At 67.9% G+C, this 26,019-nt stretch carries 21 protein-coding genes; 11 read left to right on the forward strand and 10 right to left on the reverse strand.

What is annotated here, in order from left to right; all coding sequences use genetic code 11:
• The first annotated feature begins 38 nt into the window (after positions 1 to 38).
• Positions 39 to 824 carry a serine/threonine-protein kinase gene (locus ON22_RS25025; protein WP_051158053.1) on the forward strand — a complete coding sequence of 262 codons (786 nt, stop codon included), beginning with the start codon at positions 39 to 41 and terminating at the stop codon, positions 822 to 824.
• On the forward strand, positions 736 to 1,974 hold the full coding sequence (locus tag ON22_RS34905; protein ID WP_081595821.1) for a WD40 repeat domain-containing protein: 1,239 nt from the start codon (positions 736 to 738) through the stop codon (positions 1,972 to 1,974). The genes ON22_RS25025 and ON22_RS34905 overlap by 89 nt, the downstream gene beginning before the upstream one ends.
• Positions 1,975 to 2,153: 179 nt before the next feature.
• Here the strand turns inward: ON22_RS34905 and ON22_RS25030 are convergent, their stop codons facing one another.
• Entirely contained in the window at positions 2,154 to 4,775 is a 2,622-nt protein-coding gene (locus ON22_RS25030) for a M56 family metallopeptidase (RefSeq protein WP_033247231.1), read from the reverse strand.
• 246 nt (positions 4,776 to 5,021) lie between these two features.
• On the reverse strand, positions 5,022 to 5,579 hold the full coding sequence (locus ON22_RS34910) for a hypothetical protein (RefSeq protein WP_051158055.1): 558 nt from the start codon (positions 5,577 to 5,579) through the stop codon (positions 5,022 to 5,024).
• 393 nt (positions 5,580 to 5,972) lie between these two features.
• Here ON22_RS34910 and ON22_RS25040 point away from each other — a divergent pair, with 393 nt between their 5' ends.
• The 9 genes from ON22_RS25040 (at position 5,973) to ON22_RS25080 (ending at position 15,899) form a co-directional block, all read left to right on the forward strand.
• The gene (locus ON22_RS25040; RefSeq protein WP_156052449.1) at positions 5,973 to 6,497 is read left to right on the forward strand and encodes a CAP family protein; all 525 of its coding nucleotides are present in this window, start codon (positions 5,973 to 5,975) and stop codon (positions 6,495 to 6,497) included.
• Between the two features lie 287 nt (positions 6,498 to 6,784).
• The gene (locus tag ON22_RS25045) at positions 6,785 to 8,392 is read left to right on the forward strand and encodes an ABC transporter substrate-binding protein (RefSeq protein ID WP_033247271.1); all 1,608 of its coding nucleotides are present in this window, start codon (positions 6,785 to 6,787) and stop codon (positions 8,390 to 8,392) included.
• A 5-nt stretch (positions 8,393 to 8,397) separates the two neighbouring features.
• Positions 8,398 to 9,357, forward strand: a complete 960-nt coding sequence (locus ON22_RS25050; RefSeq protein WP_033247232.1) for an ABC transporter permease — start codon at positions 8,398 to 8,400, stop codon at positions 9,355 to 9,357.
• A 298-nt stretch (positions 9,358 to 9,655) separates the two neighbouring features.
• Positions 9,656 to 10,423, forward strand: a complete 768-nt coding sequence (locus ON22_RS25055; protein ID WP_373280891.1) for an ABC transporter permease — start codon at positions 9,656 to 9,658, stop codon at positions 10,421 to 10,423.
• Positions 10,420 to 10,653 (forward strand): hypothetical protein, encoded by a 234-nt coding sequence (locus ON22_RS25060; RefSeq protein WP_033247233.1) that lies wholly within the window; start codon positions 10,420 to 10,422, stop codon positions 10,651 to 10,653. Before ON22_RS25055 ends, ON22_RS25060 begins: the two co-directional genes overlap by 4 nt.
• Complete coding sequence (locus tag ON22_RS25065) at positions 10,641 to 12,314, forward strand: dipeptide ABC transporter ATP-binding protein (protein WP_051158057.1); 1,674 nt, start codon at positions 10,641 to 10,643, stop codon at positions 12,312 to 12,314. Before ON22_RS25060 ends, ON22_RS25065 begins: the two co-directional genes overlap by 13 nt.
• A complete protein-coding gene (locus ON22_RS25070; RefSeq protein ID WP_033247234.1) occupies positions 12,314 to 13,402 on the forward strand; it encodes an LLM class flavin-dependent oxidoreductase in 1,089 nt (362 codons plus the stop codon). Before ON22_RS25065 ends, ON22_RS25070 begins: the two co-directional genes overlap by 1 nt.
• Positions 13,399 to 14,769, forward strand: a complete 1,371-nt coding sequence (locus tag ON22_RS25075; protein ID WP_033247235.1) for an NtaA/DmoA family FMN-dependent monooxygenase — start codon at positions 13,399 to 13,401, stop codon at positions 14,767 to 14,769. Before ON22_RS25070 ends, ON22_RS25075 begins: the two co-directional genes overlap by 4 nt.
• On the forward strand, positions 14,766 to 15,899 hold the full coding sequence (locus ON22_RS25080) for an LLM class flavin-dependent oxidoreductase (protein ID WP_033247236.1): 1,134 nt from the start codon (positions 14,766 to 14,768) through the stop codon (positions 15,897 to 15,899). Before ON22_RS25075 ends, ON22_RS25080 begins: the two co-directional genes overlap by 4 nt.
• Before the next feature lie 183 nt (positions 15,900 to 16,082).
• Here ON22_RS25080 and ON22_RS25085 read toward each other — a convergent pair whose 3' ends face one another.
• The 8 genes from ON22_RS25085 to ON22_RS25120 all read right to left on the reverse strand — a co-directional run bounded on the left by ON22_RS25085 (position 16,083) and on the right by ON22_RS25120 (position 26,017).
• The gene (locus ON22_RS25085) at positions 16,083 to 17,417 is read right to left on the reverse strand and encodes an LLM class flavin-dependent oxidoreductase (protein ID WP_033247237.1); all 1,335 of its coding nucleotides are present in this window, start codon (positions 17,415 to 17,417) and stop codon (positions 16,083 to 16,085) included.
• Positions 17,418 to 17,421: 4 nt separating this feature from the next.
• Complete coding sequence (locus tag ON22_RS25090; RefSeq protein ID WP_051158058.1) at positions 17,422 to 18,675, reverse strand: acyl-CoA dehydrogenase family protein; 1,254 nt, start codon at positions 18,673 to 18,675, stop codon at positions 17,422 to 17,424.
• A gap of 37 nt (positions 18,676 to 18,712) precedes the next feature.
• Positions 18,713 to 19,699, reverse strand: a complete 987-nt coding sequence (locus tag ON22_RS34915; protein WP_051158059.1) for an LLM class oxidoreductase — start codon at positions 19,697 to 19,699, stop codon at positions 18,713 to 18,715.
• Positions 19,696 to 21,450, reverse strand: coding sequence for an ATP-binding cassette domain-containing protein (locus ON22_RS25100; protein ID WP_051158060.1), 1,755 nt, complete (start codon positions 21,448 to 21,450; stop codon positions 19,696 to 19,698). Before ON22_RS25100 ends, ON22_RS34915 begins: the two co-directional genes overlap by 4 nt.
• Positions 21,447 to 22,331 (reverse strand): ABC transporter permease, encoded by an 885-nt coding sequence (locus ON22_RS25105; protein ID WP_051158061.1) that lies wholly within the window; start codon positions 22,329 to 22,331, stop codon positions 21,447 to 21,449. Before ON22_RS25105 ends, ON22_RS25100 begins: the two co-directional genes overlap by 4 nt.
• The gene (locus ON22_RS25110) at positions 22,331 to 23,281 is read right to left on the reverse strand and encodes an ABC transporter permease (RefSeq protein WP_033247238.1); all 951 of its coding nucleotides are present in this window, start codon (positions 23,279 to 23,281) and stop codon (positions 22,331 to 22,333) included. The genes ON22_RS25105 and ON22_RS25110 overlap by 1 nt, the downstream gene beginning before the upstream one ends.
• On the reverse strand, positions 23,278 to 24,855 hold the full coding sequence (locus tag ON22_RS25115; protein ID WP_033247239.1) for an ABC transporter substrate-binding protein: 1,578 nt from the start codon (positions 24,853 to 24,855) through the stop codon (positions 23,278 to 23,280). The genes ON22_RS25110 and ON22_RS25115 overlap by 4 nt, the downstream gene beginning before the upstream one ends.
• 82 nt (positions 24,856 to 24,937) lie before the next feature.
• Positions 24,938 to 26,017, reverse strand: coding sequence for an LLM class flavin-dependent oxidoreductase (locus ON22_RS25120; RefSeq protein ID WP_051158062.1), 1,080 nt, complete (start codon positions 26,015 to 26,017; stop codon positions 24,938 to 24,940).
• Positions 26,018 to 26,019 lie beyond the last annotated feature (2 nt).

The raw sequence follows: 26,019 nt of genomic DNA on the forward strand, positions 1-26,019 counted from the left end.
ATCGAACCACCGAGAACAGTTTCGGGTAGGTTTCGCTCGTGGTCGATAGTTTTGGCCCGTACCGGCTCGAGGAACTGCTCGGCCGCGGGGGCATGGGTGAGGTGTGGCGGTGTTTCGACACCGAGCAGCAGCGTGAGGTCGCGGTCAAGTTGTTGCCGCCGGCATTGTCCGGTGATGCCGAGTATGTGGCGCGGTTCCAGCGAGAAGCCCGTGTCGCGGCGCGGCTGACCGATCCGCATATCGTTCCGATTCACCGGTTCGGGGAATACGACGGCCGCTTGTTCATCGACATGCGCCTCGTCGAGGGACGTGACTTGGCCGAGGTGCTCTCGGTGACCGGAGCGCTCGCTCCGGCGCGGGCAGTCACCGTGGTGGAACAGCTGGCGGCGGCACTCGACGACGCCCACGACGCGGGGCTGATCCACCGTGATGTGAAACCGGCCAATGCGATGGTCACCAACGGAGTCCCGGAATTCGTCTACCTCACCGATTTCGGCATCGCACAGATCGTGGATTCGGCTACCAGGTCGCGGTTGACCATGACCGGTGACACCATCGGAAGCCTCGAATACATGGCGCCGGAGCGGTTCGGCGCACGACCGGTCGATCGGCTTGTCGATGTCTACTCGTTGGGTTGCGTGCTGTACGAGTGCCTCACAGGTGTGAAGCCGTACCCGTATGGGGAGTTCGGTGCACTCATCAACGCCCACTTGAATCAGCCTGCACCGCAACCGAGTGACACATCCCGCCCTGGTCGCGTTCGACCCGGTGATCGCTCGCGCACTGGCCGAAGACCCTGCCGATCGGTATACCACCTGCGGTGAGCTGGCCGCTGCCGCACGCGCCGCGCTCACCGCTACACCGGCCACCGCGGCGACTGTCGTACGTGGGCCCGGCGTGGTCCCTGGCGCGGTCCCCGGCGCGGGCAGCGGCCGCCCAGGCCGCGCCCGCCGCCGGCTGTGGATCGTCGCCGCGATCGTCGTCGCGGTCATCACCCTCGCGGTCGGCACCACTCTTGCCGTGCGGCTCGGGGATGACGACGATTCCATCGCCACGCTGACCGGCCCCGCAGGCGAGGTGACCACGATTACCACCGCCCAACGCGAGGGCCGCCAGGTCATCATTTCCGGCAGCGCAGACAACTCTGTCCACACCTGGGACCTCGCGAGCGGCCAACCGGTCGGCACGCCCCTGACCGGCGACGAGGGCGTCGAAGCCATCGCCACCGCCCAACGCGACGGCCGCACAGTCATCGTCGCCGCGTGCCGAGACACAATCCGGCTCTGGGATCTCGCCACCGGCCGAGCTGTGGGACATCCACTGACCGGCCAACGCGGCACCGACCTCGATGCGCTCACCACGACCCGACTCGACGGTCGTACCGTGATCGTCGGCGCCCGCTGGGACTATCTCGAGGCCTGGGACCTCGCCGATGGCGAACCGGTCGGCACACCCCAAAAGGGGCACACAGATTACGCCACCGCTATCACCACCGCCGAACGCGAGGGCCGCGTGGTCGCCGTCACCAGTAGCAACGATAAGACGATTCGCATCTGGGACCTCGCCACAGGCGACCCCGTGGGCCCGCCGCTGACCGGTCACACCGATACCGTCTACAGCGTCGCGACCGCCCGACTCGACGGCCGTACCGTCATCGTCTCCGCCGCCACCGACAAGACGATTCGCATCTGGGATCTCGCCACCGGTCGACCGGTCGGTACACCCATCACCGGATCAGCGGCCCTCTCGTGGACCCTGACGACGTCGCAGCGCGACGGCCGCACCGTCATCATCGCCGGCGGCTTCGACAACAAGATCCATGTCTGGGACCTCGCCACCGGTCAACCAGTGGGCAAGCCTCTCTCCGGCCATACCGATAGGATCACGGCTGTCACGACCGCGCAACGCGACGGCAGGACTGTCATCGTCTCCGGCGGCAAGGACAAAACGGTGCGCGTCTGGAACATGCCCTAGTTCGGATCCCGGCCTCTGAGCTGCTCCGGGCCGGGACATTGACGAGGGAAGCAGCGGGCGCAGGATGTCATCGGTCGCGATTTCCGCCTCCGCCCGGGGGGAAATTGCAGTTCACGCCGTTGAGGGCGGGCCACTACGACCACTTCCTCCATCGGCGACACCTGATTCGTATCGAGGAATCAGCGGTCCTTGTCGAGTACGTCGAGTGCATTCAGACGGGCGATGAGTGCGTCGTACGCGGTGCGGGCGGCCAAGCCCTTGGACATCGATCCGTTGAACAGTTCGGCATTGCCGTCCTGAATGCCGTTGCGGCAGTCGGTGCCCGCGGCGGCGGCCAGGGCCAAACTCGCCGACCACGCGCGCTGTGCCTCGTCATCCGGGATCGGGACGAATGCCATCGACTCCTCCGCGTCGCGAACGACGGCGGAACACACCGGTACGAAAATCGCGGGCTCGATCGGTACCGACGGCAACCCTGCCTGCTCGGCTGCGCGGAGGGCGTCGCCGGAAGCAGTGGCCCATTGCCGGAAACCCACGCCGAACCTGGCGACCCTGTCGTAGCCGCCGACCCGCAGCCACGCCCAGACCTGCTGCTGGATCACGTCCGGTGTGCGCGGAGGCTTGGTGCCGAAGGTCATTTCCGCACCGGGTGGAGGTTCCTCGCGGTTGTAGTAATTGATCGCCGTGTTGGCACCGAGAGCGATCACGGATCCGCACGCGGCCACTACGACGAGCCTGCGTACCAGCAGGGATTCGGGTCGGCGAACCTCATCGTCGGCTACCGGCCGGCCGCGCCGAGCGACCAGGCGACGGACACCGTCGGCAACGACGGCGCCGGCCAGTGCGCCGATCGCGGCGAGATAGATGCTCAGTCCCAGGACGAACGGAACCTGTAGCGTGACAACATCCCACGCTGCGTCCGGCCGCCAGTGGCAGAAATGCCCCATGACCTGCATCGGTTCGATACAACCGTCCAGCGCCGCCAGCAGGAAAAGTCCCAGTAGTCCGATGAGGCCGGCTCCACCGGTCGCCGCCAACGCGGTGACCATCCGGAACCGGCTGGTTATCGCGGCCACCGTGGCTGCCGTCAACACCAGGGCGGTCCCCAGGCCCGCCGTCAACCGCAACGGATAAGTGAATATCCACTCATCGGTCATCTGGCCCAACGGTGGCTGGCCAGGGTGCAGGCCCACCATGACCAACACGATGGCCGAGATGCACAGCACCCCACCGGCCACGGAGGCCACGGCCACCCGCCGAATCGACATCGTGTCTTGCGTCTTCGCATAGTTATCCGGCGATTCGAGGCCATGGGCTGCCCGTCGAACCCACGTCGGTGTCTCGGTCACCGGCCTGCGCACGGCGGCCAGCAACGGGAACACCCAGAGCGCGGCCGCACCCACGAAGACCATCGGGCGGTTCGCCAGATCCGCGAGTAAGAAGAACCAGTGGGGAGTGCCCGGCAGAGTCAGCTGCTCGGAACGAATCGGCCCGATCAGCAGCAGGAACGGCCCGCTCATCCAATAGCCGTACCAGGTGCCGAAAACGACGAGCGCAGCGGACAATCCGAGTATCTGCACCGAACGAACAGACCGTCCGCGACATCCGCGAATCCACAACTCGGCGCACTGCGTGACCCACCAGGCGAACACCGGCCCGGTCACGGCGAAGACAAGCAAAATCTGCGGGTTCGGCGGCAACAACTCGTCGCCCGCAGTCCTGAATGAGACCAGCTCGCCCACAGCCATTCCGGCGGCGAGCCAGACTCCCGCGCCCCAGCCGGAAGGCATCGGGCGTCCGGTCAGCACGGCGTAACCGACTGCGCGCCACAGGATATATCCCACGATGCCGACCACGAGCGAGGCGGTCAGCCACACCGACAGGTCGTCGATCAGGCCGAAACTCCAGTTCCACCCGAATCCCGCCGACATGGTGGGGATTGCGAGGTTTGCGACCTGTGCTGTGAGTCCGGTGAGGAACATCGGCAAGGCAGTGGCGGCGAACAGACCGGTGGGGTCGTTCAGCGACCGTTCGCGTTCCGGCCATCCGGGATGGGTACGCCATAGCCCGAGGAACCGCTGCCAGCCCTCGAATCGAGGCCGTGACCTCTGCTGCTGTCGATTCCGCCACGCGAACGCGCTGGGTCCGGCGAGGCGCGCGGCGTCGGCGTCGGCGTAGTACTCGCGGTTGCGCAGGATGTCGGCCCGGACCAGGAAGGTCACAGTCAGCAGGACGGTTACGCGAATGACACTGCGTACGCCTAGTTCCCAATGGGCACGCCAGACGTCGGGGTGCATGGCCAGCGACACCAAGTCGCCGATCACGTAGGGAAGCACCACGCAGATCAACAGGGATCGCCAGAGTGCCACCGTGGCATAGGTGATGTCGACATCGCGGTTGCGGATATGCGCAAGTTCGTGCAGGACCACATCACGGAGCACACCCGGATCGGTGCTGCTGCGCGCGACCAGCCCAGCGGTGAGGCACACCGTATACCGGCCCAGCCGTCCGAATACGACGGCACTGACGGCGTCGGCACGCGGATCGATCACGAACCGCGGAGTTTTCGGCAGAGCGGCGATTGCTACGAGTTCCCGTAATTGACAAGCCAGTTCGTCGGACGAGTCCAGATCGACCGCCAGTAGCGGGCCACCGCGCCGGTGCCGCCACGCCGGCAACAAGAGGTAGATCACCGCCGCGACCACGAATACCGCCGCGGTGCCGAATGCCATCCACCAGACCGGCGGCTGGACACCGTGGGAGGCCTCGCACGACTCGATGAACGCGAGAGAGCCGAGCATTTCGGTGGACTTGTACGCCTGCGTCAGATCGTAACCGACCGCCAGGCGGCAGAGTTCGGACCAGGTTCGGTCGCCTCCGCGATACGTCGCCGCGGCCGACGACAGCAGTGACAGGCTGTCGACGACGATGAACGACAGCAGGAGTGCGAACCGAATCGCGGTGCCCGCCGCAAAGACCCTGGTGTGGGCGGACGTTACGTTTGTGTTCGAATCACCGGAGATGGTGAGGCCTTCCTACGCAGCCGATCAGTGCGGCACACCGGCGTCACTGTCCGGCCCTGCCTCCGAACCGGCCGCGGAACTCCGGCCATCTTCCGGTGTGTGATCGGGATCGGGCGCCGCGCCGAGTGCCAGCCGGCCTGCTACGGCATCGGCAACGAGCCGTGCCCGCTCCTCATCCATTCCGCTGTCGGTGGCGGACTGCAGCACTCGTGCCCGTACTTCGGCGATCTGGTCCCGCGTCATCTCGGGGACGGCCGATGCGGCTTCGGTACGGCCGAGCAGTCTGCGGAGCCCGAAACGTGCCGCCTTGCCGCCGCCGGTGATCGCGCTGTTGGTGAATCGCTGCGCGGCCTCGTTCACCACTATCCACACCACGGGGCTCGCCAGGACGACCATCTCGTCGAGGCCGAATCCGAGCAGGTCGCGGCCACGGCGACGCCGACTCAGCAATCGAACGACCCGCTCGTCGTCCAGTTGTCGTAACCGGTCGACAAAGGGCAACTCGTCGGGAGCGATATCGGCGATGACGTCTCGGACGACATCCCTGATCAGCAGCACCCGGTCGCCGTTCTCCGCACTCATCGACTGTTCCCCTCCGGCGCGTCATGCGGGTCGCATGCATCGCCCGGCATCTCCAGCAGCAGTTGACGAAGGAGCTTGCCGCAGTGGCTGTTATACGTCAACTGCATGGACGAAGCGCGGAGCTGGGTTCCTCGGTAGTCGATCGGAGCACTTCTGGTCCATCGACGGAATGCCCGGCGAAAGGCGCTGGCTCAGGAATAGCTGAGGCGGGCAGCGAGGTCCGCGATCGACTCGTCCCGTGGACCAATGCTTCGACCACAGGTAGTGGGTTTCAGCAGCACATCGGCGAGTCCGGGTATGCTGACTGGATCCCGAAACGCTCTGGCTCTGTGAGGGTTCCGAGGTGCGCGTGGTTGGTTTCTGTTGTGTCCTGCTCTGCCTCGGGAGGTCGTCGTGCGTTTCGGCCGATTCGTACCAGTTGTTGCCGCGGTGATGCTCGCCGCGCTCGTCTCCGGCGGCCCGGCTGCCGCACAGGACGATTACGCGCAGACGGGGCTCACCCTGCACAACCAGTACCGGGCCGAGCACGGTTCTCCGGCCATGACCTCGACCCAGAATCTGAACAGCCTGGCCCAGCAATGCGCGCAGTACTACGCCGCCAAGCGAACGATCGATCACAGCTGCCCCCACAAGAACGGCGCCGGGGAGAACCTCGTCGGGGGAGAGGGCAGCTGGGACGCCGTCTCCTTTGTGCAGATGGGCACCCAGATGTGGTACGACGAGATCCAGAGCTACGACTTCGACAACCCTGGGTTCAGCATGGCAACGGGTCATTTCACGCAGATGGTGTGGAAGGCCAGCACCCGGCTCGGTATCGGCCACGCTTCGGAGGACGGCTACACAGTCGGCGTCGCTCTCTACAGCCCACACGGCAACGTTGAGGGTCAGTTCCCCCAGAACGTGACACGCCCGCGCTGAGCCCGGTCTGTCGTAGCCGGACGGTAGATATCGCCGCCAAGGTTCGGCCATCGACGTGATGCGCCGCCGGGGACCGAATGTATGCGACGACGGAGGAGAGCACCGCGAAGTAGCGCCGGTCGGCGGTCGACGTGCCCGGCGCTGGGGGAGTTGGATTCAGCCTGAGCGAGACCGGCGACTCACCGCCGCTGTCTGCCTACCGTTTCCCTACGTCCGGGTCCGCGGTGGAGGAATCCCGGCGAGACGAGACCGGTCCGAGTGCGGAACGGCGCGATGCGGAGTGCGCGATGAAACGAACCGTTGCCCTGTCGGGGATACTGGCCGTGACACTTGCCCTCGGTGCCTGTGCGGATTCCGGGCCCGAGGGCGGGGTTACGGGGCCGCCGCAACCCGGAGGAACGCTGCGGTACGGCCTGTCCCAGGCGCCGACCTGTTCCGACCCGGCGCAGAGCGGCACCAATCAGACCCTCTACGTCACCCGGCAGATCGCCGATTCGCTGACCGATCAGGACCCGGCCACCGGCGAAATCCGGCCGTGGCTGGCGCAGCGCTGGGAGGTGAGCCCGGATGCCACCACCTTCACGTTTCATCTACGCGACGGTGTGACCTTCGGCGACGGCACCCCGTTGACCGCGGACTCGGTGCGGGCCACATTCGATTCGATCGTGCATACCCTCGGCGGTGCCAAGGCGCCGCTGGCGACGACCTACCTCGCGAACTACACCGGGACCGACGTAGTGGGCCCGCTCACCGCGCGAGTGCGGTTCGGCACACCCAACGCCCAATTCCTGCAGGCGACCTCGACACCGCAGCTCGCCATCCTGGCGGCGGCGACGACTGCGAAGCCGGCCGAGCAGCGATGCCTCGGGGATGTCATCGGCAGCGGGCCCTTCACCTATGCCGAGTACCGCCAGGGCGATAAGGTCACGCTGACGAAACGGGCCGGATACAACTGGGGCTCGGCGGTATTCGCTCATCAGGGTGAAACGTATCTGGACGGGATCGAGTTCACCGTCGTGCCGGAATCGGGTGTGCGCACCGGCAGTCTGGCATCGGGTCAGCTCGACGCGATCAGCGATGCCCTGCCCCAAGACATTCCGCAGATCGAGGCCGCCGGCGGGCGGGTGGCGACTGCCTCGAATCCCGGAATCACCTTCGGGCTGCAGCCGAATGTGACCCGCGGTCCGTTGCGGGACCGGGCGGTGCGTGCCGCGCTGGTGTCGGCGATCAACCGGCAGGAACTCGTCGATACCGTTCTGGGCCCGCAGTTCCGGGCCGCCACCAGCCCTCTCGCCCATACAACTCCCGGGTACGCGGACCTGGCGGCAGATACCGGATTCGATCTGCCCGCCGCGCAGCGCATCCTCGACGCGGCCGGCTGGTTCGCCGGCGCCGACGGGATCCGTGTGAAGGACGGGCAGCGGCTGTCGTTCGGCGTGCTCTTCAGCCAGGTATTCGCCGGAAACCAGGCAATTCTGGAATTGCTTCAGCAGCAGTTATGGGCGGCGGGAGTCGATCTGCGGCTGGAACTTGCCTCCAACGCCGACTACACCGTGCGGCAGAACACCAAGGATTTCGACACGATCTACTACAACACCACTCGCGCCGACGGCGACATCCTGCGCACCAACTTCGGGCTCGACGGCCGCAACCTCAATGCGCGCGGGGCGATGCCCGCGCTCGATGCGCCACTGTCCGGACAGTTGCGCACCCTCGACACCGGCGAGCGCAACCGGTTGATCGGCGAGGCACAGCGGCTGCTGCTCGCCGAAGGGCTGTGGATCCCCACGATCGAGCTTTCGCAGGCCATCGGCGTCACGGGTGCGGTGCAGGACCTGTCGTTCGAGGCCTCGGCGCGGTTGCAGTTCTACGACACCTGGCTGAGCGGCCGGTGACAACGATGGCCCGCTATATGACGATCCGGGTGCTCCAGGCGGCCGGTGTGCTGTGGGCGGCGTTCACCGTCACTTTCGCGGTGCTGTTCCTCCTGCCGGCGGACCCGGTGCAACTCGCGGTGGACGCGAGCCCGGGAACACCGCTCGACGCCGCCGCGGTCGCCGAACTGCAGGCCCGGTACGGGCTGGACCGACCGGTGTGGGAACAGTATTGGACCGCCTTGACCCATGCCGTTCAGGGCGACCTCGGATTCTCCCTGACCACCGGTCAATCCGTTACGGCCGCCCTCGGCGAGGCACTGCCGTCGACCCTGGCGCTCGCCGGATCCGCCCTGGCGCTTGCGGTGGTGTTCGGTGCCGGGCTGGCCTCGGCCGCCGCTTACACGGAACGCCCGTGGCTGCGCGGACTGCTGACGGCCCTGCCGTCGGTGGGTGCGGCGATGCCGACCTTCTGGGTGGGGTTGCTGCTGTTGCAGCTGTTCTCCTTCCAGCTCCGCCTGGTTCCGGCCTTCGGTGGCACGGGTTTCGCCGGGACTGTGCTGCCCGCACTGACGTTGGCCGTGCCGGTGGGGGCGGTGATCGCACAGGTGCTGTACAGCAATCTGATCACCACCTGGCAGCAGCCGTTCGTGGCGATCGCCTTCGCCAAGGGCGCCTCTCGCGCCTGGGTGCTGTGGTGGCACGTGCTGCGGGCGGCGGTCGGTCCGGCGCTCACCGTCGCCGGCATCTGGGTGGGCACGGTGCTCGCCGGATCGGTGATCGTGGAAACGGTTTTCGCGCGGGCGGGTATCGGCCGGCTCACCCAGACTTCGGTGCTGAACCAGGACATTCCGGTGGTACAGGGGATCGTGCTGCTCGGGGCGGCGGCGTACGTGCTGGTGAATCTGCTGGTGGATCTGGTGTATCCGCTGGTGGACGCGCGCGTGGTGGAGCGGCACCGAGGGAAGGAGCCGGCTCGTGCTTGACTTCCGCAGGAACGGCGCTGCGGCGAAGCGCCCGGACCTCGTGCGATCGTCGCCCACGGACATTCGGGCCGCGCGCGATGTGGACGCTGCGGCGGACGGAGACTCTGCGGCGAAAGTGAACGCGGAGCAGGTGGGGGAGTCGACCGCGGCTGCGGGAGGTGTGCGCGGAGAAGCCGCGGCGGATGTGGGCGAGGACGCGCAATCGAAAACAAACGGTGCCGCCGGGCCGGCCCCGGGCGGGAGCCGCGCACGGTTCCGCGAGCGCACGAGATGGCCGGCTGTGAGTGTGGCGGTTTCGGTGGGCTTCGTTGTGCTCGTGCTCGGCTGGGCGCTGGTGCCGGGGCCGTTCACCGACCGCGACCCGTTGATCGGGGTGCCGAGCGAGAAATTCCAGGGTCCTGGCCTCGACCACTGGTTCGGGACCGACAACCTGGGCCGCGACCTCTACACCCGGGTAGTGCACGCGGCGGCCCTGTCGTTGACCGCGACGGTGCTCGCGGTCGCGATCGGCCTGGTGGCCGGTTCGCTCCTCGGTCTGCTCTCGGGTGCGGTGGGCGGCGTCCTCGACAGTGCGTTGATGCGCGGGGTGGATGTTCTGCTCTCCATTCCGGAACTGCTGCTGTCGCTGGCTCTGGTGACCGTTCTCGGATTCGGCACCGGCAATGTGGCGCTCGCGGTGGGTCTCGCGCTCGTCGCGCGGTTCGCCCGGGTGATGCGCGCGGAGGTGCTCCGGGTGCGCCGGGCCGCCTATGTGGAGGCCGCGTATGCCTCGGGTGTGCGCTGGTATGTCGTGCTGGTACGGCACGTACTGCGCAATGCCTACGCACCGGTGGCGGCGCTGGCCGCCGTGGAATTCGGGCTCGCGGTGCTCGCCGTGTCCTCGCTGAGTTTCCTCGGATACGGTGCTGCGCCGCCGACTCCGGAGTGGGGCTCGCTGATCTCGGAAGGACGCAACTATCTGGCCACCGCGTGGTGGCTCACCACCCTGCCCGGCCTCGTGATCGTCGCGCTGGTACTGGCGACCCAGCGCCTGGGCCGGGCACTCGCCCAGGAGGGACTGCGATGAACCGAGACGACAACCGCCGGACCACGAGTACGGCCGCCGAGCCGGTGGCCGGAGCAATGCACGGGACCGGCGAACGGTCCGCGCACAGCGATACAGCACCCGATCCGGCGCCGGACCCGATTATTACGGCGGTGCGCCGCACGGCCGGCTTCCTCCGGGAAGGATGGTCGTTCACCACCCGGTTGGCCGAACGGATGCCGCGCGCGTACTTCGCCGGATGGTCACTGTGACAGGAGCGGCCGTGCTCGCCGGAAACGGGATCGGTGCCGTGGCCGGGGACCCGGTCCTGCGGGTCCGAGATCTGCGGGTGGACTATCGCACCGGCCGCACCGCCACCACGGCGGTCGACAGTGTGTCGCTCATGATTCACCGCGGGGAAACCGTCGCGCTCGTCGGGGAGTCGGGGTCCGGGAAATCCAGTCTGGCCCACGCGGTGATCGGTCTGCTGAGTGGCGGGGGCGCGATTACGGCGGGCACCGTCACATTCGGTGGCCGGCGGTTGGACCGGCTGACGCAGCGGGCGTGGCGGCGGGTGCGCGGTGCCGAAATCGGGCTCGTTCCCCAAGATCCGGCAGTATCGCTCAATCCGGTACTGCGGATCGGCGATCAGGTCGGCGAGACCTTGCGGATCCACGGGCGCGCGGACCGGCGCACGGCCTGGGCGGAGGCGGTCCGCATCCTGGACGAGGCCGGGATCGACCGGCCCGAACTCCGCGCCAGGCAGTTTCCGCAGGATCTTTCGGGAGGCCAGCGTCAGCGCGTGCTGATCGGGATCGCGCTGGCGTGCCGGCCGCGTCTCGTGATCGCCGATGAACCGACCAGCGCGCTCGATGTCACCGTGCAGCGGCGCATCCTGGATCACCTCGCGGGCCGTACCGCCGAATCGGGGACGGCGGTACTGTTGATCACCCACGATCTCGGTGTTGCGGCCGATCGCGCCGACCGGATCGTGGTCCTGCGCCACGGCCGGATCGTGGAGAGCGGCGCGGCCGCGGAGGTGCTCACCGGACCCCGCCACGAGTACACGCGCCGCCTGCTCGACGCGGCGTCGGGTGCGCGCCGCCCCGAGCGGGCCACCCGTCCGCGCGCGGCCACACCGCTGCTGTCGGCCCGGAACCTGCACAAGACTTTTCCGGTCGGCCGCGGTGCCGGCCTCACGGCTGTCGATGATGCCGCCCTGACGATCGATCGCGGGGAAACGCTGGCCCTCGTCGGGGAATCCGGTTCGGGCAAATCCACGACCGCGCGGATCATCGCCCGGCTCGAGGCGCCCGATCGTGGCACCGTCGTGTTCGACGGCACCGATATCGGCACGCTGCGCGGCTCGCGGCTGCGGGAATGGCGGCGACGCGTCCAGATCGTGTACCAGAACCCCTACGGCTCGTTGAATCCGAAGCTCACTGTCGAACGGATCGTCGCCGAGCCGCTGCAGGCGTTCGGTATCGGTTCCCCGGCGATACGCCGGGAGCAGGTCACCGAACTACTGGACCGGGTGGCCCTCCCGAGTTCCAGTGCGCGGCGACGGCCGGCGGAATTGTCGGGCGGACAGCGGCAGCGGGTGGCCATCGCCCGGGCACTGGCGCTTCGCCCGGACCTGGTCGTTCTCGACGAACCCGTATCCGCGCTGGATGTTTCGGTCCAGGAACAGATCCTGGAGCTACTCGGCGAACTGCAAACCGACCTAGCCCTCAGCTATCTGTTCATCTCCCATGACCTGGCTGTAGTGCGCGATGTCAGCGATCGTGTCGCCGTGATGCTTGCCGGGCGAATTGTCGAAACAGGGCGTACCGCAGCGGTGTTCGAGGCACCGCGGCACGAGTACACCCGTGAGCTGTTGCTCGCGATTCCCGGCGCCGCACGGCGCCACCGGCAGAAGGAAAGGACCATGTGATGCCACCCGCCGCATCGCTGCTGCTCGCCGTCGAACTGGACGGCACCGGCGCGCATCCCGCATCCTGGCGGCGCCCGGATTCGCGGGCCGAGGACCTGTTCACCGCCGATTTCTGGGTGGACGCGGTCACCGCCGCCGAACGGGCCGGACTCGACCTGGTGTTCCTACCGGATTCCTTCGCACTGCAATCCGGGGGTGCACGCGGCCGGCTCGACGCGGTCGGGATCGCCGCGCGAGTCGCGCCGGCGACCACCCGTATCGGCCTGATCCCACAGGGGCCTGTCACCCATACCGAACCGTTTCATCTGTCCAAGGCCGTCGCCAGTCTCGACTTCGCCTCGTCCGGCCGGGCCGGTTGGGAGGTGACCGTCTCGCCCGGCGCCGAACAGGCCCGGTTGTTCGGGCGCAAACCGGAACAGCCGGACAGCGCGCTGTGGCATGAAGCGGACGAGGCGATCGAGGTGGTCGCCCGGCTGTGGGACAGCTGGGAGGACGACGCGGAGATCCGCGATGCGCCGACCGGCCGGTTCATCGACCGCGGCAAACTGCACTACATCGACTTCACCGGCGACAACTTTTCGGTGAAGGGCCCCTCGATCACCCCGCGGCCGCCCCAGGGGCAGCCGTTGATCGCGATCCGGGCGGACGGCCCGCACGCCACCCGCGTGGCCGTGCACCGGGCAGATCTGCTCCGCATTTCCGCGCCGGATCTCGCGACGGCCGCCGAGACCAGGTCGGTATTACGGGCGGCCACCGCCGCCGCGGGCCGGGATCCGGACCTGGTCCGGATATTGCTCGATATCGAGGTCCATCTCGCCGCGTCGGACCAGGCGGCGGCAGCGGAGGTAGCGCAATTGGATTCCTGGAGCACCGGTCCGGCCTCGGCCTCGCTGCGCCACATCGGCACTCCGGCCTCGCTGCGTGAACTCGTCGGGCAGGCCCACCGCGAATGCTCTGCCGATGGGCTGGTCCTGAAACCACTGGCACAGGCCGCGTTCCTGGACCGCATTCCCGCACCGCTGCCGACCCTGCGCGGCCGCCTGGGGTTGCCGCGGCCTCTGAACCGTTATGTGACCGAAGGAGTATGAACGTGTCGACAGGTGTGACCGGCAAGCAAATTCATCTCGCAGCCCATTTCCCCGGCGTCAACAACACCACGGTGTGGAACGATCCCGAATCCGGGAGCCAGATCGATTTCGGCTCGTTCGTCCATCTGGCCCGCACGGCCGAGCGGGGACTGTTCGATTTCTTCTTCCTCGCCGAGGGCCTGCGGTTGCGCGAACACCGCGGCCGGATCCACGACTTGGACGTCGTCGGCCGGCCCGACACCTTCACAGTGCTCAACGCGCTCGCCGGGGTGACCACGCGGCTGGGGCTGGCGGGCACCATCAACACCACCTTCAACGAACCGTTCGAACTGGCGAAGCAGTTCGCCACACTGGATCATCTCTCGGGCGGGCGGGCCGCCTGGAATGCCGTGACCTCGTCCGATGCGTTCACCGGGGAGAACTTCCGCCGTGGCGGCTACCTCGATCATTCCCAGCGTTATACGCGTGCCGCCGAGGTCGTCGCCGCCACTCGCAGGCTGTGGGACAGCTGGTCCGGCGACGCACTGGTCGTCGACCGCGACCGCGGTGTCTTCACCCGGCAGCTTCCCGAGGTGCGTTACCGGAGCGGACACTTCGATATCTCCGGCCCCTTCGTCCTGCCACGCAGCCCCCAGGGCTATCCCGTACAGCTCCAGGCCGGTGACTCCGAGGAGGGCCGGGAATTCGGCGCCGCCACCGCGGACGCGATCTTCAGCCGGCACGGGGAACTCGAAGCGGGACAACAGTTCTACACCGATATGAAGAAACGGCTGGCCAAGTACGGCCGCGACCCCGGTGACCTGCTGATCCTGCCCGCCGCCACCTTCGTGATCGGTGACAGCGCCGCCGACGCCGAGGAACGGGCCCGGGAGATCCGGTTGCGGCAGGTGAGCCCGCAGACCGCGATCTCCTTCCTCGAACAGGTGTGGGGCCGAGACCTCTCCGCCTACGATCCCGACGACCCCCTGCCGGAGCTCGAACCGCTCGACGATGTGACCATCACCCGCGGCCGGGTCCGCCACACCAGAGACCCCGAAGCCCTGGTGCGCCAGTGGCGGGCACGTGCCGACGCGGAGAAACTGAGTATCCGCGAACTCGTCATCGAGGTCACCGCCCGCCAGCAGTTCGTCGGCACACCCGCCGCCATCGCGGCGGAGATCGATCGCTACGTACAGGCGGACGCGGCCGACGGTTTCATACTCGTACCGCACCTCACTCCCGCAGGCCTGGACGAATTCGTCGACACGGTGGTGCCGGAACTACAGGACCGCGGTAGCTTCCGCACCGAATACGAGGGAACGACGCTGCGCGAACATCTCGGCATGCGCCATCCGCACGGCGCCGCAGAGCAGATGCGCGCATCATGACCACACCCTTGTCTGTCCTGGACCTTTCCCCTATCAGCACGGGGTCGGATGCGCGGCAGGCGATTCGCAACACCATCGATCTCGCCCGGCACGCCGAAGCCTGGGGATACCGGCGGTATTGGGTCGCCGAACATCACTTCGTAGCGGTGGCTTCGTCGGCGCCGACCGAATTGATCGCGCTCATCGCCGCCGCCACCGAGACCATCCGGGTCGGTTCCGCCGCTGTCCAGGCGGGCTATCGGACCGCGGCGTCGGTGGTGGAGGCCTTCGGCACCGTCGATGCGCTGTACCCGGGCAGGCTGGATCTCGGGCTGGGACGTTCGGCGCATCGCCTGCCACAACTGCGCGCCATGGGGACTCCGCCGTCCCTGCGCTCACCACGACCGACCGTGGTGCGTGACGGGGTGGTCGTCCCGCCCCCGTTCGCACCCGCGCAGATCCGGGATACGAGCCGGCTCGCGGCCTCGCTCGAGGCGCTACTGCTGCCCGGCGCCGAACCGCCGGACTACGCCGAACAGATCGCGCAGATCCGTGCCCTGCTGGCCGGGACGTACACGACCGCCGACGGAATCCACTTGCGGGCTGTCCCGGGAGAGGGAGCCGATGTGCAGGTGTGGCTGTTCGGCAGCAGCGGCGGGGAGAGCGCGCAGCTGGCGGGGTGCCTCGGGCTGCCGTTCGTGGCCAACTACCACGTATCGCCGGGGACGATCCTGGAAACCGTGGCGGCCTATCGCGCGGCGTTCCGGCCGTCGGAGCAGTTCCGGGAGCCCTATCTGGTGGTTTCGGCCGATGTGGTCGTTGCCGAGGACGAAGCCCGGGCCCGCCATCTCGCCGCCACCTACGGGCACTGGGTGGCCAGTATCCGCAGCGGCGCGGGAGCGACCGAATATCCGGATCCCGAGACCGCGCCGCCGCTGACCGATTACCAGCTCCGACTGGTCGACGACCGGGTGAACACTCAGTTCGTCGGAACGCCGGCCGCCGTGGCTGCGCGATTGTCTGCACTACAGCAGCTGACCGGCGCCGACGAACTGGTGATCACGAGCGTCACCCACCGGCACGCGGACCGATTGACTTCGCACCGCCTGCTCGCCCGGGAATGGGGACTCGAGGGTGCCCGCGGGTCCTGACCGGGCCCGGTCAGGACGCGCCGCCGCGGGTCAGGGTCGAGCGCAACCGATCGGTGCGGTGAGTGCCGTATCCGCCGCGACCGGCCGGATAGCGACGATGACCGGAGTCAGCGGTATAACGCCATACGATTCATGTGTCGGCACCGCGAGCCACTGGGGCCCTGTCCGGCGCCGCCAGCCCGACTACCCGTCGCAGTGCCGCTGCCAGCGAGGCAGGGGCGCGGAGACCATGCGGTCCCGAGGCGCTGCGGCGGCGGCGAGATGACCGCGCAGCGTGGTGGTTTCGTAGTCGGCGCGGAAGAGGCCGCGAGATACCAGCAGCGGGACCAGTTCGTCGGCGATCACCTCGAGGCTGTCGACGAGGATATCGGGTTGCAGGTTGAAGCCGTCGCAGGCGTAACTGCGGTACCACTGCTCGATGCGGTCGGCCAGTTGCTCCGGGGTGCCCACGAAACCGCCGTGCCCGGAACCGGAGTAGCGCGTCTCGCGCAGGTACTCCCGGACGGTCGGGCGGGTCTGCCGGATCTGCTCGAGAATGGATTCGCGGAAACCGATACTGCCGGTGAAGATCTCCGGATCGGCGGGGCCGCGCAGTGCCTCGTCCGGGAACTGCTCGTCGAGATCTAGGGTGGCGATATCGACCCCGATGGCATGGGAGAGCCAGGCCGCCGAATACGCGCTGGGGCTCGACTCGTACAGTTCGTCGACGCGGCGCCGAGCCTCTTCCTCGGTGGATCCGAGGGTCAGTAGCAGGCCGGGCATGATCGCGATGTCGCGGGGGTCGCGGCCGGCCCGCGCCGCACCGGCCTGCACGGTCCGGTAGTGCTCGCGCGCAGTCTCGAGTGTGATCTCGGCGGTGAATACGCCGTCGGCGTAGCGGGCGGCGATATCGCGGCCTCCGGGGGATCCGCCGGCCTGGAACAGGACCGGCATACCCTGTGGTGAGGCGGGTGCGCGGAATTCGCCGTCGTAGTCGAAATGAGTGCCGTGATGGCGGACCCGGGAACCGGTTCCGGCGGCCGACCACAGGGCGCGGGAGAGTTCGGCGAATTCGGCGCCGCGTTCATAGCGTCGGCTGCGGGGAATCACCTGCTCGAGGCCGAAATTGGCGGCGGACCGGTCGTCGCGGGTGGTCACCAGGTTCCAGCCGGCGCGGCCGTGCGAGACGTGGTCGAGGGTGAGGATACGGGCGGCCAGGTCTACGGGGTCGTTGAAGGTGGTGGACGCAGTGGCGATGAGGCCGACATGCTCGGTGGTCCGGGCGATATGCGCCCACACGACCGCCGGGTCGAGCCGGATGGGGTTGGCGTCGTAGGCAGGATCACCGAGACTCAGTGCGTCAGCGAGGAATACCGCGTCGAGCCGGGCGCGTTCGGCGAGCCGGCCGATCCGCTCCCAGTACGCGGGTTCGACGAAATCCTGGGCCCCGAGAAGCGGTGACCGCCACGCGGCGGGGATATAGCCGTAGACGAGCACATTGACACCGAGAAGGACGTGGCCGGTGCGGGGTTCGGTCATCCGGTCACGCTCCTTGGCCTTGCGGGCGCAGGAAGGAGTTCGATCCGCCTGCCGGTGGTGTGCCGTTGACGTAGTAGTCACCCAGTACTCGTTCCTTGAACACGCGGGGGTTGTGCGAGGCGAGGGTGCGGGCATTGCGCCAGTGCCGGTCGAGGCCCGCGTCGACCGCGGTCGCGGAGGCGCCGAGGGCGTCGAACACGGTACCGGTGACCTCGAGCGCGGATTCGATGACGACCGTTTGCGCCTCGTGGGTGCGCACGGTCGCCTGGACGAGTGCCCTATGCTCGGACTCCGCGTCCTGCTGGAAGTGGGCTTCGGCAACGGCGTCGAGAGTGGCCGCCTGCTTTTCCAGCGCCGCCTCCGCCGCGAACACCCGAGTGGCCAGGATGCCGATGCGCTGCTGGAGCAGGGGGTCGCCGGCAGGTACCTCGTCGAGGCCCAGCGGATAGTTGCGGGGCCGGCGGCGCAGTGCGGCGGTGCCGTCACGGAACGCCGCCCGGGCGATGCCGGTCAGCACCGACAGCAGCGCAGTCTGATAGAAGAGCCCCTGATAGGCGAAGCGTTCCTCGGCGGGGAACAGGCCGTGTTCGTCCACCACCGCGTCGCGATACCGGGCCGATCCGCTGGCGGTGGTCTGCTGGCCGAAGCCGGCCCAGTCGTCGACGAGGGTGACTCCGGGCTGCTCCCGTGGGACGAGCACGGTGACCAGGCGGTCGTCGGCGTCCTTGCCGATCACATCGAGCCAGTCCGCGTAGAGGCTGCCCGTCGCATAGAACTTTTCGCCGGTGACCCGGGTGACGCCGTCGACGGTGCTGATCCGGGTGCCGATATCGCCGAATTTCGCGTTGTTGGCCTCGGTCCAGCCGCCGCCGACGAACTCGCCGCGACGGAACCGTTCGAGCCAGATCCCGGTGGCCGGATGCTCCGGTGAGTTCAGCCGGTCCTCGACGAAGGCGAGATGGTTGCGGAAGATATGCGCCACATTGGCGTCGGCGGCGCCGAGATCGGCGAGCAGGCGGAACAATTGCTGCAGGGTCGCGCCGTCGCCGCCCAGTTCGCGGGGGATCCGCAATCGGGAGAATCCGGCGTCGACCAGGTGACGGACCTGCTCGTAGGGGAATTCGCGGGCACGTTCCCGGGCGAGGTTGCCTTCGGCGATACGATCGAAGACGGGTTGATAGGTCGCGCTGAGGGATTCGTATCCGGCGTCGGGGGCCGCCGGCAGCGATCTCCGATCGGTCGAGGTGGAGGCTGTCATGGGGTCCCTTCGGTAAGTCGGTGCACTGCGCGCGGTTTCAGCGGTAGACGGCGGGCGATGGTTCGGCGAACGCCGGTGGGGCGCCGGCCGGCAGATCGACGGGCGGCGCCAGGCCCAGCACAGCCCGCAGGGTCGTATGGGGGTCGAGAGCGCCGAGTTCACCGTGGTCCGCCACGAATGCGGCCACAGTGCGCAGCAGGTCGGTGGCGGTCTCGGCGGGGGAGCCGCCGGTGCCGGTGCGGAGCAGGATTCCGTGGGCGCCCGCGGTCAGCAGGCCGGCGGCGGTATCGATATCCGCGGCCTCGGCGACAACTGGAGTGGTGCTGTGTTCCAGGGCAGCGGCGACGGAACCACGGTCGGGGAAGCCGCCGAGTACGGCGAGCTCGCCCGTATCGGGTCGGGACGTCCCCGATTCCGGAACTGTGACGAACCGGGCGAGAACCGGTGTGCCCTGGAGCGAGGCCGGAATACTGAGTGGTCCGGCCGTGCGGGCGGCACCGAGGTGGTCCACCCGGCGAATCAGGTCGGACCGCACCAGGATCCCACTGTCCTTGTCGCCGATGATGCTGTCGCGGGGCCAGCTCTGCCACAACCCGATCAGGGCGCGGGCAGTATCCGCGGTGGTCTCCGACCCGAGTTCGGCGCTGCTGCCCAGACCCGCTCCGCTCCAGGCATCACCGGTGCGGCCGCGGGAATCGCGGTCGCCGAGCAGGATTCCGGACCGGCCCCGGGTGAGGTGATCCAGCGAGAGCGCCCGCCGGGCGAGGTTGTAAGGCAGGTCGATATGGGCGGCAGCGGCGAAGAGTGCGGGCGGTCCGCCGTAGGTGGCGAGTGCCGTGGCCAGGAGGCTGGGGTCGAGATCGGTGGCCGTGGGGCCCGTGAGCCGGTCGATTCCGATCACCGCGAACGCGGCCGGCTGCCGCTCCCACGCGGTGCGCAGGGTGTTGTCGGCGAGGATCGCCGCGGCTTCGGCGGTAGTCACCGCCAAGGCAAGGATCGGGGTGCCGGAGCGTGCAGAGGTCATGCCGCCTGTTCTTTCCGTCGGCCGAGATCGGCGTCGAGTAGTGCGCGGGTCTCGGCGGAGCGCGCGCTGTCGTACAGGTGTGCGGTGGGGAATTCGTCGACCAGCCGGCCACCGGTGAGTACACCGATCCGGTCGCTGACCCATTCCACGAGCCCCAGATCGTGACCGATGAACACACAGGTCAGGTTCAGGCGTCCGCGCAGCTCGAGCAGTAGGTCGATGATCTCGGCCTGGGTGGAGACATCCAGCGAGGAGGTCGGCTCGTCGAGGATCAGCAGATCGGGTTCCGGCGCCAGCGCCCGCGCCAGGCAGACCCGCTGCGCCTGGCCACCGGACAGTGCGTGCGGGTACCGGTCGGCGAAATCGGCGGCCAGGCCGACGAGCGCGAGCGACCGGGCCACCGCCTCCGCCGCCGGCTTCCGGTTCCGCACCCGGCCGAAGCGGTACAGCGGCCGGGCGATCTGCTCCCCGACACGCAGCGCGGGGTTGAGCGCGCCGACCGGGTCCTGGAAGACATATTGCAGTCGCGACCGCAGCGCGCGCAGTTCGGCCGGTGCCGCACCGGTGACCCGATTTCCGTCGAAGGTCACCGAACCCGCGGTGGCCGGCAGCAGTCCTCCCAGTACGCGGCCCAGGGTCGACTTCCCTGAGCCGGAAGGCCCGATCAACCCATAGATTTCGCCGGGCGCCACGGTGAGCGACACATTGTCCACCGCGACGAATTCCCGTGCGGTGACCCCGGTTCCGAATCCACCCACCCGGAATCGCTTGGAGACCGCATCGAGCCGCACGACCGGTACGGTGTTCCCGGTGCCGGCACCGGTCGCGGACACGGGCCGGACGCGTGGCGACGCCAGGCGACGCGGTCCGTCCCACTGTGGCAGGGTCGCGCGTTTACCCAGCCGGGGCACCGCATCCAGCAGCCGCCGGGTGTACGGGTGATCGGGCGCGGTGAGCACCTTCTCCCGGGCTCCGGCTTCGACGATCCGGCCCTGGGCGAGCACGGCCACCCGGTCGGCCATATGGGCGACCACGTCGAAATCGTGGGTGATCAACAGCAGCGCCGATCCCGTGGCGCGGGTGATATCGCGGAGCAGATCGAGGATCTGGCGCTGGACGATGGTGTCGAGCGCGGTGGTCGGTTCGTCGGCGATCAGTACCAGCGGTTCGGCCAGGGCGGCCAGCGCGAGCGCGACCCGCTGGCGCATTCCGCCGCTGAGTTCGTGCGGATAGGAGGCCAGAACGCGGTCCGGAGCATCGAAACCGACCTGCGTGAGCCAGCCGGCCGCCAGTGTGCGACGCGCGGACCGCCGCAGCTCCGGGCGATGGTGGACGATGATCTCGTCGAGCTGGGTGTCGATGCGGTGCGCCGGATCCAGGGCGCCGAGCGGGTTCTGGAAGACCATGCCGATCCCGGACCCGCGGTAGGTGCGGAGCCGGCGGTCGGGGAGCGCGGTGAGCTCGACGACATCGTTCGGATCGGGGCGGAAGCGGACGGCCCCGCCGGTAATCCGTGCGTCGTGTGGCAGCAGGCCGATGATCGCGGCCGCCGTGAGGCTCTTCCCGGAACCGGATTCCCCGACGAGGGCCAGTACTTCGCCGGCGGTGAGGGTGAACCGGATATCCGCGACCGTCGGGTCGCCGGGTTCGTCGCCGGGGTAGGCGATGCTCAGGTTGTCGACTTCGAGGACGGTGCGCGTTGCGGCACCGGCTTCGCCGGGGCGGGTATGCGGTGTGGACAGCGTGGTCATCGGCGGTTTCCTCGGGTGCGGGGGTTCGACAGGTCGTGCAGGGCGTCGCCGAGCCAGTTGAAGGCCAGGGCGACGACCACGACCGCGAGGCCCGGGATCACCGCCACATGCATATGCCCGGATAGCACGACCTTCGCGCCGGACGCGATCATCTGGCCCCAATCGGGGGTCGGGGGCTGCACGCCGATTCCTACCGCGCTCAGGCTCGCCGAGAACACCACCATGGTGGCGACCATGCCGGTGCCGTAGACGACGATTGCGCCGCGCACATTCGGCAGTACTTCGCGCACCATCAGCTCCCACCGGGTGGCGCCGAGCGCGGTGGCGGCCTCGACGTACTCGCGCTGGACCTGCTGTTTCACCTCGGTGAACACCACGCGGGTCACATAGGGGACCACGGTGAACGCGATCGCCGCCACCACGACCACGGGCCCGGGGCGCAGGACGGCGGCCAGCGCGACCGCCACCAGAATCACCGGAAAGGCGAACAACATGTCCACGACCCGCATCACGGCACCGCTCACCTTCGGGCCGGCGAAACCGGCGAGCAGCCCGGCTCCGGACCCGGCCACCGTGGCCGCGGCTACCGCGAGAACCGCCAGCAGCAGCGAGGTCCGGCCACCCCAGAGCAGCCGGCTCAGCAGGTCCCGGCCGAGATCGTCGGTGCCCAGCAGATGCCCGGCGCTGCCGGGCGGCAGGAACTTGGCGGACGGATCGGTCACCAGCGGGTCGTAGGGCGCGAGTACGGGCGCCAACAGAGAAACGACCACCACGGCGCCGATGAGTACGACGGCGGCGACGAATTGCGCGCTGTAGCGCCGCCCGCGGATTTCTCGCCGACCGGCGGCCAGCGGCGGACGGGACACTCGGACGGAGACCATCACGTGCCTCGCAATCGTGGATCGAGCGCGTCGACGATGACATCGGTGACGAGATTGACCACCAGATAGCACAGCGCCACCAGCACGATCCCGCCCTGGATCACCGGATAGTCTTTACCGTTCACGGCATTCACCAGCTGGGTGCCGATACCGGGCCAGTTGAACACGATTTCGACGAAGAACACTCCGGTGATCAAGGTGCCGATTTCGAGGCCGGTGATATTGACCAGACTCGGCAGGATATTCCGGAAGACATTCTTGCCGTAGATCTTTCGTCGCGGCATCCCTTGCGACCGGAAGGTGCGCACATACTCGGTGCCGGTTTCGCGCACGATGCCGATCCGGACGAACCGGGCCAGTACCAGCATGGAGATCAGTGCGGCCGATATCGCGGGCAGCACCAGATGCTGCAGGAGATCGCCGAATCCACCGCCGCCGCGGGACTGCATCCCGCCCACGGGTAGCCAGCCCAGTTGCAGGGCGAACACGCTGATCAGCACCAGCCCGAACCAGTACACCGAGAGATTGCTGCCGATCTGGGCTACCAGCATCACCGCGCGATCCACCCAGGTGCCGTGCCAGATCCCGGCGACAGCGCCGATCAGCGTGCCGAACACCACGCACACCACGGTCCCGGCGACGGTGAGTATCAGCGTGTTGAGGAAGGGCGAGACGAGGATATCGAATACCGGCGTACCCAGGGTCAGCGACAATCCGCCGCCGTCGGCGGCGAGATTCTTCAGCCAGACGAAGTACTGCTCCCACAGCGGGCGGTCCAGCCCGTAGGTGGCACGCAGGTCGTCGAGCTGTTGGGGTGTGAACCGCAGAGCGAACTGATCCACCGGGTCGCCCGGGGTGAGCGCGCCGAGCAGGAATGCCAGCACCGAAACGAGGAACAGGATGGGCAGCACATTGAGGACCCGCAACCCGATATGACGCAACCGGTTCATCGGGTACCCGATAACCAGACCGGGGAAAGGTCGTACCAGTTCGTGGCCGGGAACACGAAACCTTCCACGTTCGGACCGGTCGCGTAGTAGCGGTTCAGGTTCACTGCGGGAATCACCAGGGCCTCGTTCCGCAGCTTCTGCTCGGCCTGTTTCCACAACCCGATCCGCGCACCCTCGTCGGGAGCGTGCAGGGCTGTTTCGATGGCCGCGGTCACCTGAGGATGTTCGGCCGGGTCCAAGCCGCGGTTCTGTAAACCGGTGTACCCGTTGTGCAGCCATTCGGCGTTCGTCTCACCGAACTCGTCGATACTCAGGCCGTCGCCCGGTTGCGGGTTGCGGATGCGCGACGAGTAGTTGACGCGGTCGAGGCTGACGATATCGACCTCGACGCCGATCTCCTTCAGATGAGCTTGCAGCCATTGGCCCACATTCTCGTTCGCCACATCGATGACGAGGCCGAACCGGAGTTCCCCGGGGCCGTAACCTGCTTCGGCGAGCAGCCGCCGGGCGCGGTCCGGGTCGTAGGGGAAATCCCGCACCGCCGGGTCGAAGGCTTCGTTGCCCGGCGGCAGGAACGAATACTGGGGTGTGGCATACCCGTTGTAGACCTCTTTCGCCAGGGCATCCCGGTTCAAACCGTGGATGAGAGCCTTGCGTACGCGGGCGTCGTCGAATACGGGATTTTTCCGGTTGAAGGAGAAGTACACGAGTTCGGCGCCGGTGCCCGCGGGGACGTCGAAGCCCGCGTTCTCCAGGGATTCGACATCGTCGGGCGGGACGTAGCTGACCAGGTCCACTTCACCGTTCAGCAGGGAGGCGACCCGGGTCTGGTTGTTGGGAATCACCCGGAAGGTCAGCGTATCCAGGCGCGGTCGAGTACCCCAGTAGCCGGGATTGCGTTGCAGCACGATGCGATCGCCGATCGCGCGGGATTCGAACCGGTACGGGCCGGTGCCTTCGGGATGTTCGGCGAATCCGTTGTTCCCGTACTTTTCCCACACCGCCGGGTTCCCGATGGGAAGTGTGTACATGGATTGCGCCAGGATGCGCGGGAAGCCGAGGAAGGGCTTGTCGAATTCGAAGGTGTAGCTGTGTGTACCGGTGGGGCGGGCAGCACGAAGATTGTCGAACCACACCTGTACCCGGCCCGCGCTCTCCTCGTCGAAGAACTCGTAGGAGCGATCCCAGACCCGCCGGACATTCTTGTCCAACGCGGCCGCGTCGAACGGGGAGTCGTCGTGGAAAGTGACACCTTCGCGGAGCTGGAAATTCCAGACGCGACCACCGGCACTGTGCTCCCATTTCGTTGCCAGCACCGGAACCAGGCCGGGTACACCTGTCGTGGCGGTCAGGTCTTCCCCGACGAGCGGTTCGAAGATATTGCGGGAGACCCGGTAGGTCTCCCAGAAGGTCTGCCGGTGCGGGTCCAGCCCGCGTGGTTCCAGATACAGGCCGCTGATGAATTCGCCGCCGTCCACCGGGGTTCCGCCGTTCCCGCCGGCCGAGCAACCGGTGAGCAGGACCACGGCGGCCAAACCTGCCGCGAGAAGGGTGTAGCGCTTGTTCCTACGCACTGGGCCGCATACTTTCCGTCGGTATCGAGGGCTTCCGACGTAGAAACATAAGTTGATTCGACTGGGCGCTCACGGCATTGGCTCAGCGTGATTCGTTTCTGCCCGGCTGCGTGGCCGGGAGGTCCGGACGGGGGTTCGTTCCCGCGCGTTTCCAGCCGAGAGCGGGGGCGATGAGTTCGACGGTGTCGTGCAGGATCTGCTCGTAGTCGTCGCGATGGAATTCGTAGGGCAGTTCGAGGCGCAGTTCGGTGGTGTGGGCGAGCACCGGATCGGTGCGTAAGCGTTCGACTATCTGCTCGGCGGGACCGGCCAGATCCGAGGCGAACAGGATTCGCCGCTCGCCTTGCGGAGCGAGGGTCCGGTCGTGCCGGGCGGCCGCATACTGCCGGTAGCGCTCCCGGGTCGCGCGGCCGGCGCTGTCGAAGGGGGCGATTACCCGGCCGACCGCCACCCTGGCCGGCCGGGACGAATCGATGCGGCGGCGGTACTCGTCGAGCAAACTCAGCTGGGTGGTGGCGAAATCGTCGCTGTGTTCGCCGAATACGATGTTCCCGATGAGCAGGTTGAGGCCGGTCTCCCCGGCCCAGCGCACCGAGCGGGTGCTGCCGCCGCCGTACCAGAGCCGGTCGATCAACCCGGGGCTGTGCGGTTGCAGGCGGGGGCGTTGGCTGTTACCGGGGGAATGGATCACCGTATCCGGGCCGCCCAGATAGTTGCCGCGCAGATTGTCCATCAGGCGGGCGATCCGTCCGTAGGACAGGTCGTAGGTGCGCCAGTCGCCGTCGAAGACGAGATCACCGATCAGGTCTGCGTGCGGCGGGGTACCCGCGCTGAAACCGGGTTGCAGCCGCCCACCGGACAGCACATCGGCCATCGACAGGTCCTCGGCCAGCCGGAAGGGGCTCTCGTAGCCGACGGGGATCACGGCGGTCCCCAGCTCGACCCGGCTGGTGCGCTGGGCGGCGGCGGCCAGGAACACCGCCGCCGACCCCACGCCGTGCTCCAGATGCCGCTGCCGGATCCAGGCCCCGTCGATACCGAGGCGTTCGCCGTACTCGAACAGCCGCAGAGTGTCCTCGAGCCCGGCAGCGGGATCCCCGTCGGGATAGTTACCGGGGGTGAGCAGCGAGAGTTTCCTGATCGACGGTTCGCGGGCGCCCATCG

Source organism: Nocardia carnea NBRC 14403, from assembly GCF_000308515.1.
GTDB lineage: Bacteria > Actinomycetota > Actinomycetes > Mycobacteriales > Mycobacteriaceae > Nocardia > Nocardia carnea.

Coding starts and splice junctions, on each gene's coding strand:
- ON22_RS25030 (WP_033247231.1), bottom strand. CDS start 4,775: ATGCTCGGCTCTCTCGCGTTCATCGAGTCGTGCGAGGCCTCCCACGGT.
- ON22_RS34910 (WP_051158055.1), bottom strand. CDS start 5,579: ATGAGTGCGGAGAACGGCGACCGGGTGCTGCTGATCAGGGATGTCGTC.
- ON22_RS25045 (WP_033247271.1), top strand. CDS start 6,785: ATGAAACGAACCGTTGCCCTGTCGGGGATACTGGCCGTGACACTTGCC.
- ON22_RS25050 (WP_033247232.1), top strand. CDS start 8,398: ATGGCCCGCTATATGACGATCCGGGTGCTCCAGGCGGCCGGTGTGCTG.
- ON22_RS25060 (WP_033247233.1), top strand. CDS start 10,420: ATGAACCGAGACGACAACCGCCGGACCACGAGTACGGCCGCCGAGCCG.
- ON22_RS25065 (WP_051158057.1), top strand. CDS start 10,641: ATGGTCACTGTGACAGGAGCGGCCGTGCTCGCCGGAAACGGGATCGGT.
- ON22_RS25070 (WP_033247234.1), top strand. CDS start 12,314: ATGCCACCCGCCGCATCGCTGCTGCTCGCCGTCGAACTGGACGGCACC.
- ON22_RS25075 (WP_033247235.1), top strand. CDS start 13,399: ATGAACGTGTCGACAGGTGTGACCGGCAAGCAAATTCATCTCGCAGCC.
- ON22_RS25080 (WP_033247236.1), top strand. CDS start 14,766: ATGACCACACCCTTGTCTGTCCTGGACCTTTCCCCTATCAGCACGGGG.
- ON22_RS25085 (WP_033247237.1), bottom strand. CDS start 17,417: ATGACCGAACCCCGCACCGGCCACGTCCTTCTCGGTGTCAATGTGCTC.
- ON22_RS25090 (WP_051158058.1), bottom strand. CDS start 18,675: ATGACAGCCTCCACCTCGACCGATCGGAGATCGCTGCCGGCGGCCCCC.
- ON22_RS34915 (WP_051158059.1), bottom strand. CDS start 19,699: ATGACCTCTGCACGCTCCGGCACCCCGATCCTTGCCTTGGCGGTGACT.
- ON22_RS25100 (WP_051158060.1), bottom strand. CDS start 21,450: ATGACCACGCTGTCCACACCGCATACCCGCCCCGGCGAAGCCGGTGCC.
- ON22_RS25105 (WP_051158061.1), bottom strand. CDS start 22,331: ATGGTCTCCGTCCGAGTGTCCCGTCCGCCGCTGGCCGCCGGTCGGCGA.
- ON22_RS25110 (WP_033247238.1), bottom strand. CDS start 23,281: ATGAACCGGTTGCGTCATATCGGGTTGCGGGTCCTCAATGTGCTGCCC.
- ON22_RS25120 (WP_051158062.1), bottom strand. CDS start 26,017: ATGGGCGCCCGCGAACCGTCGATCAGGAAACTCTCGCTGCTCACCCCC.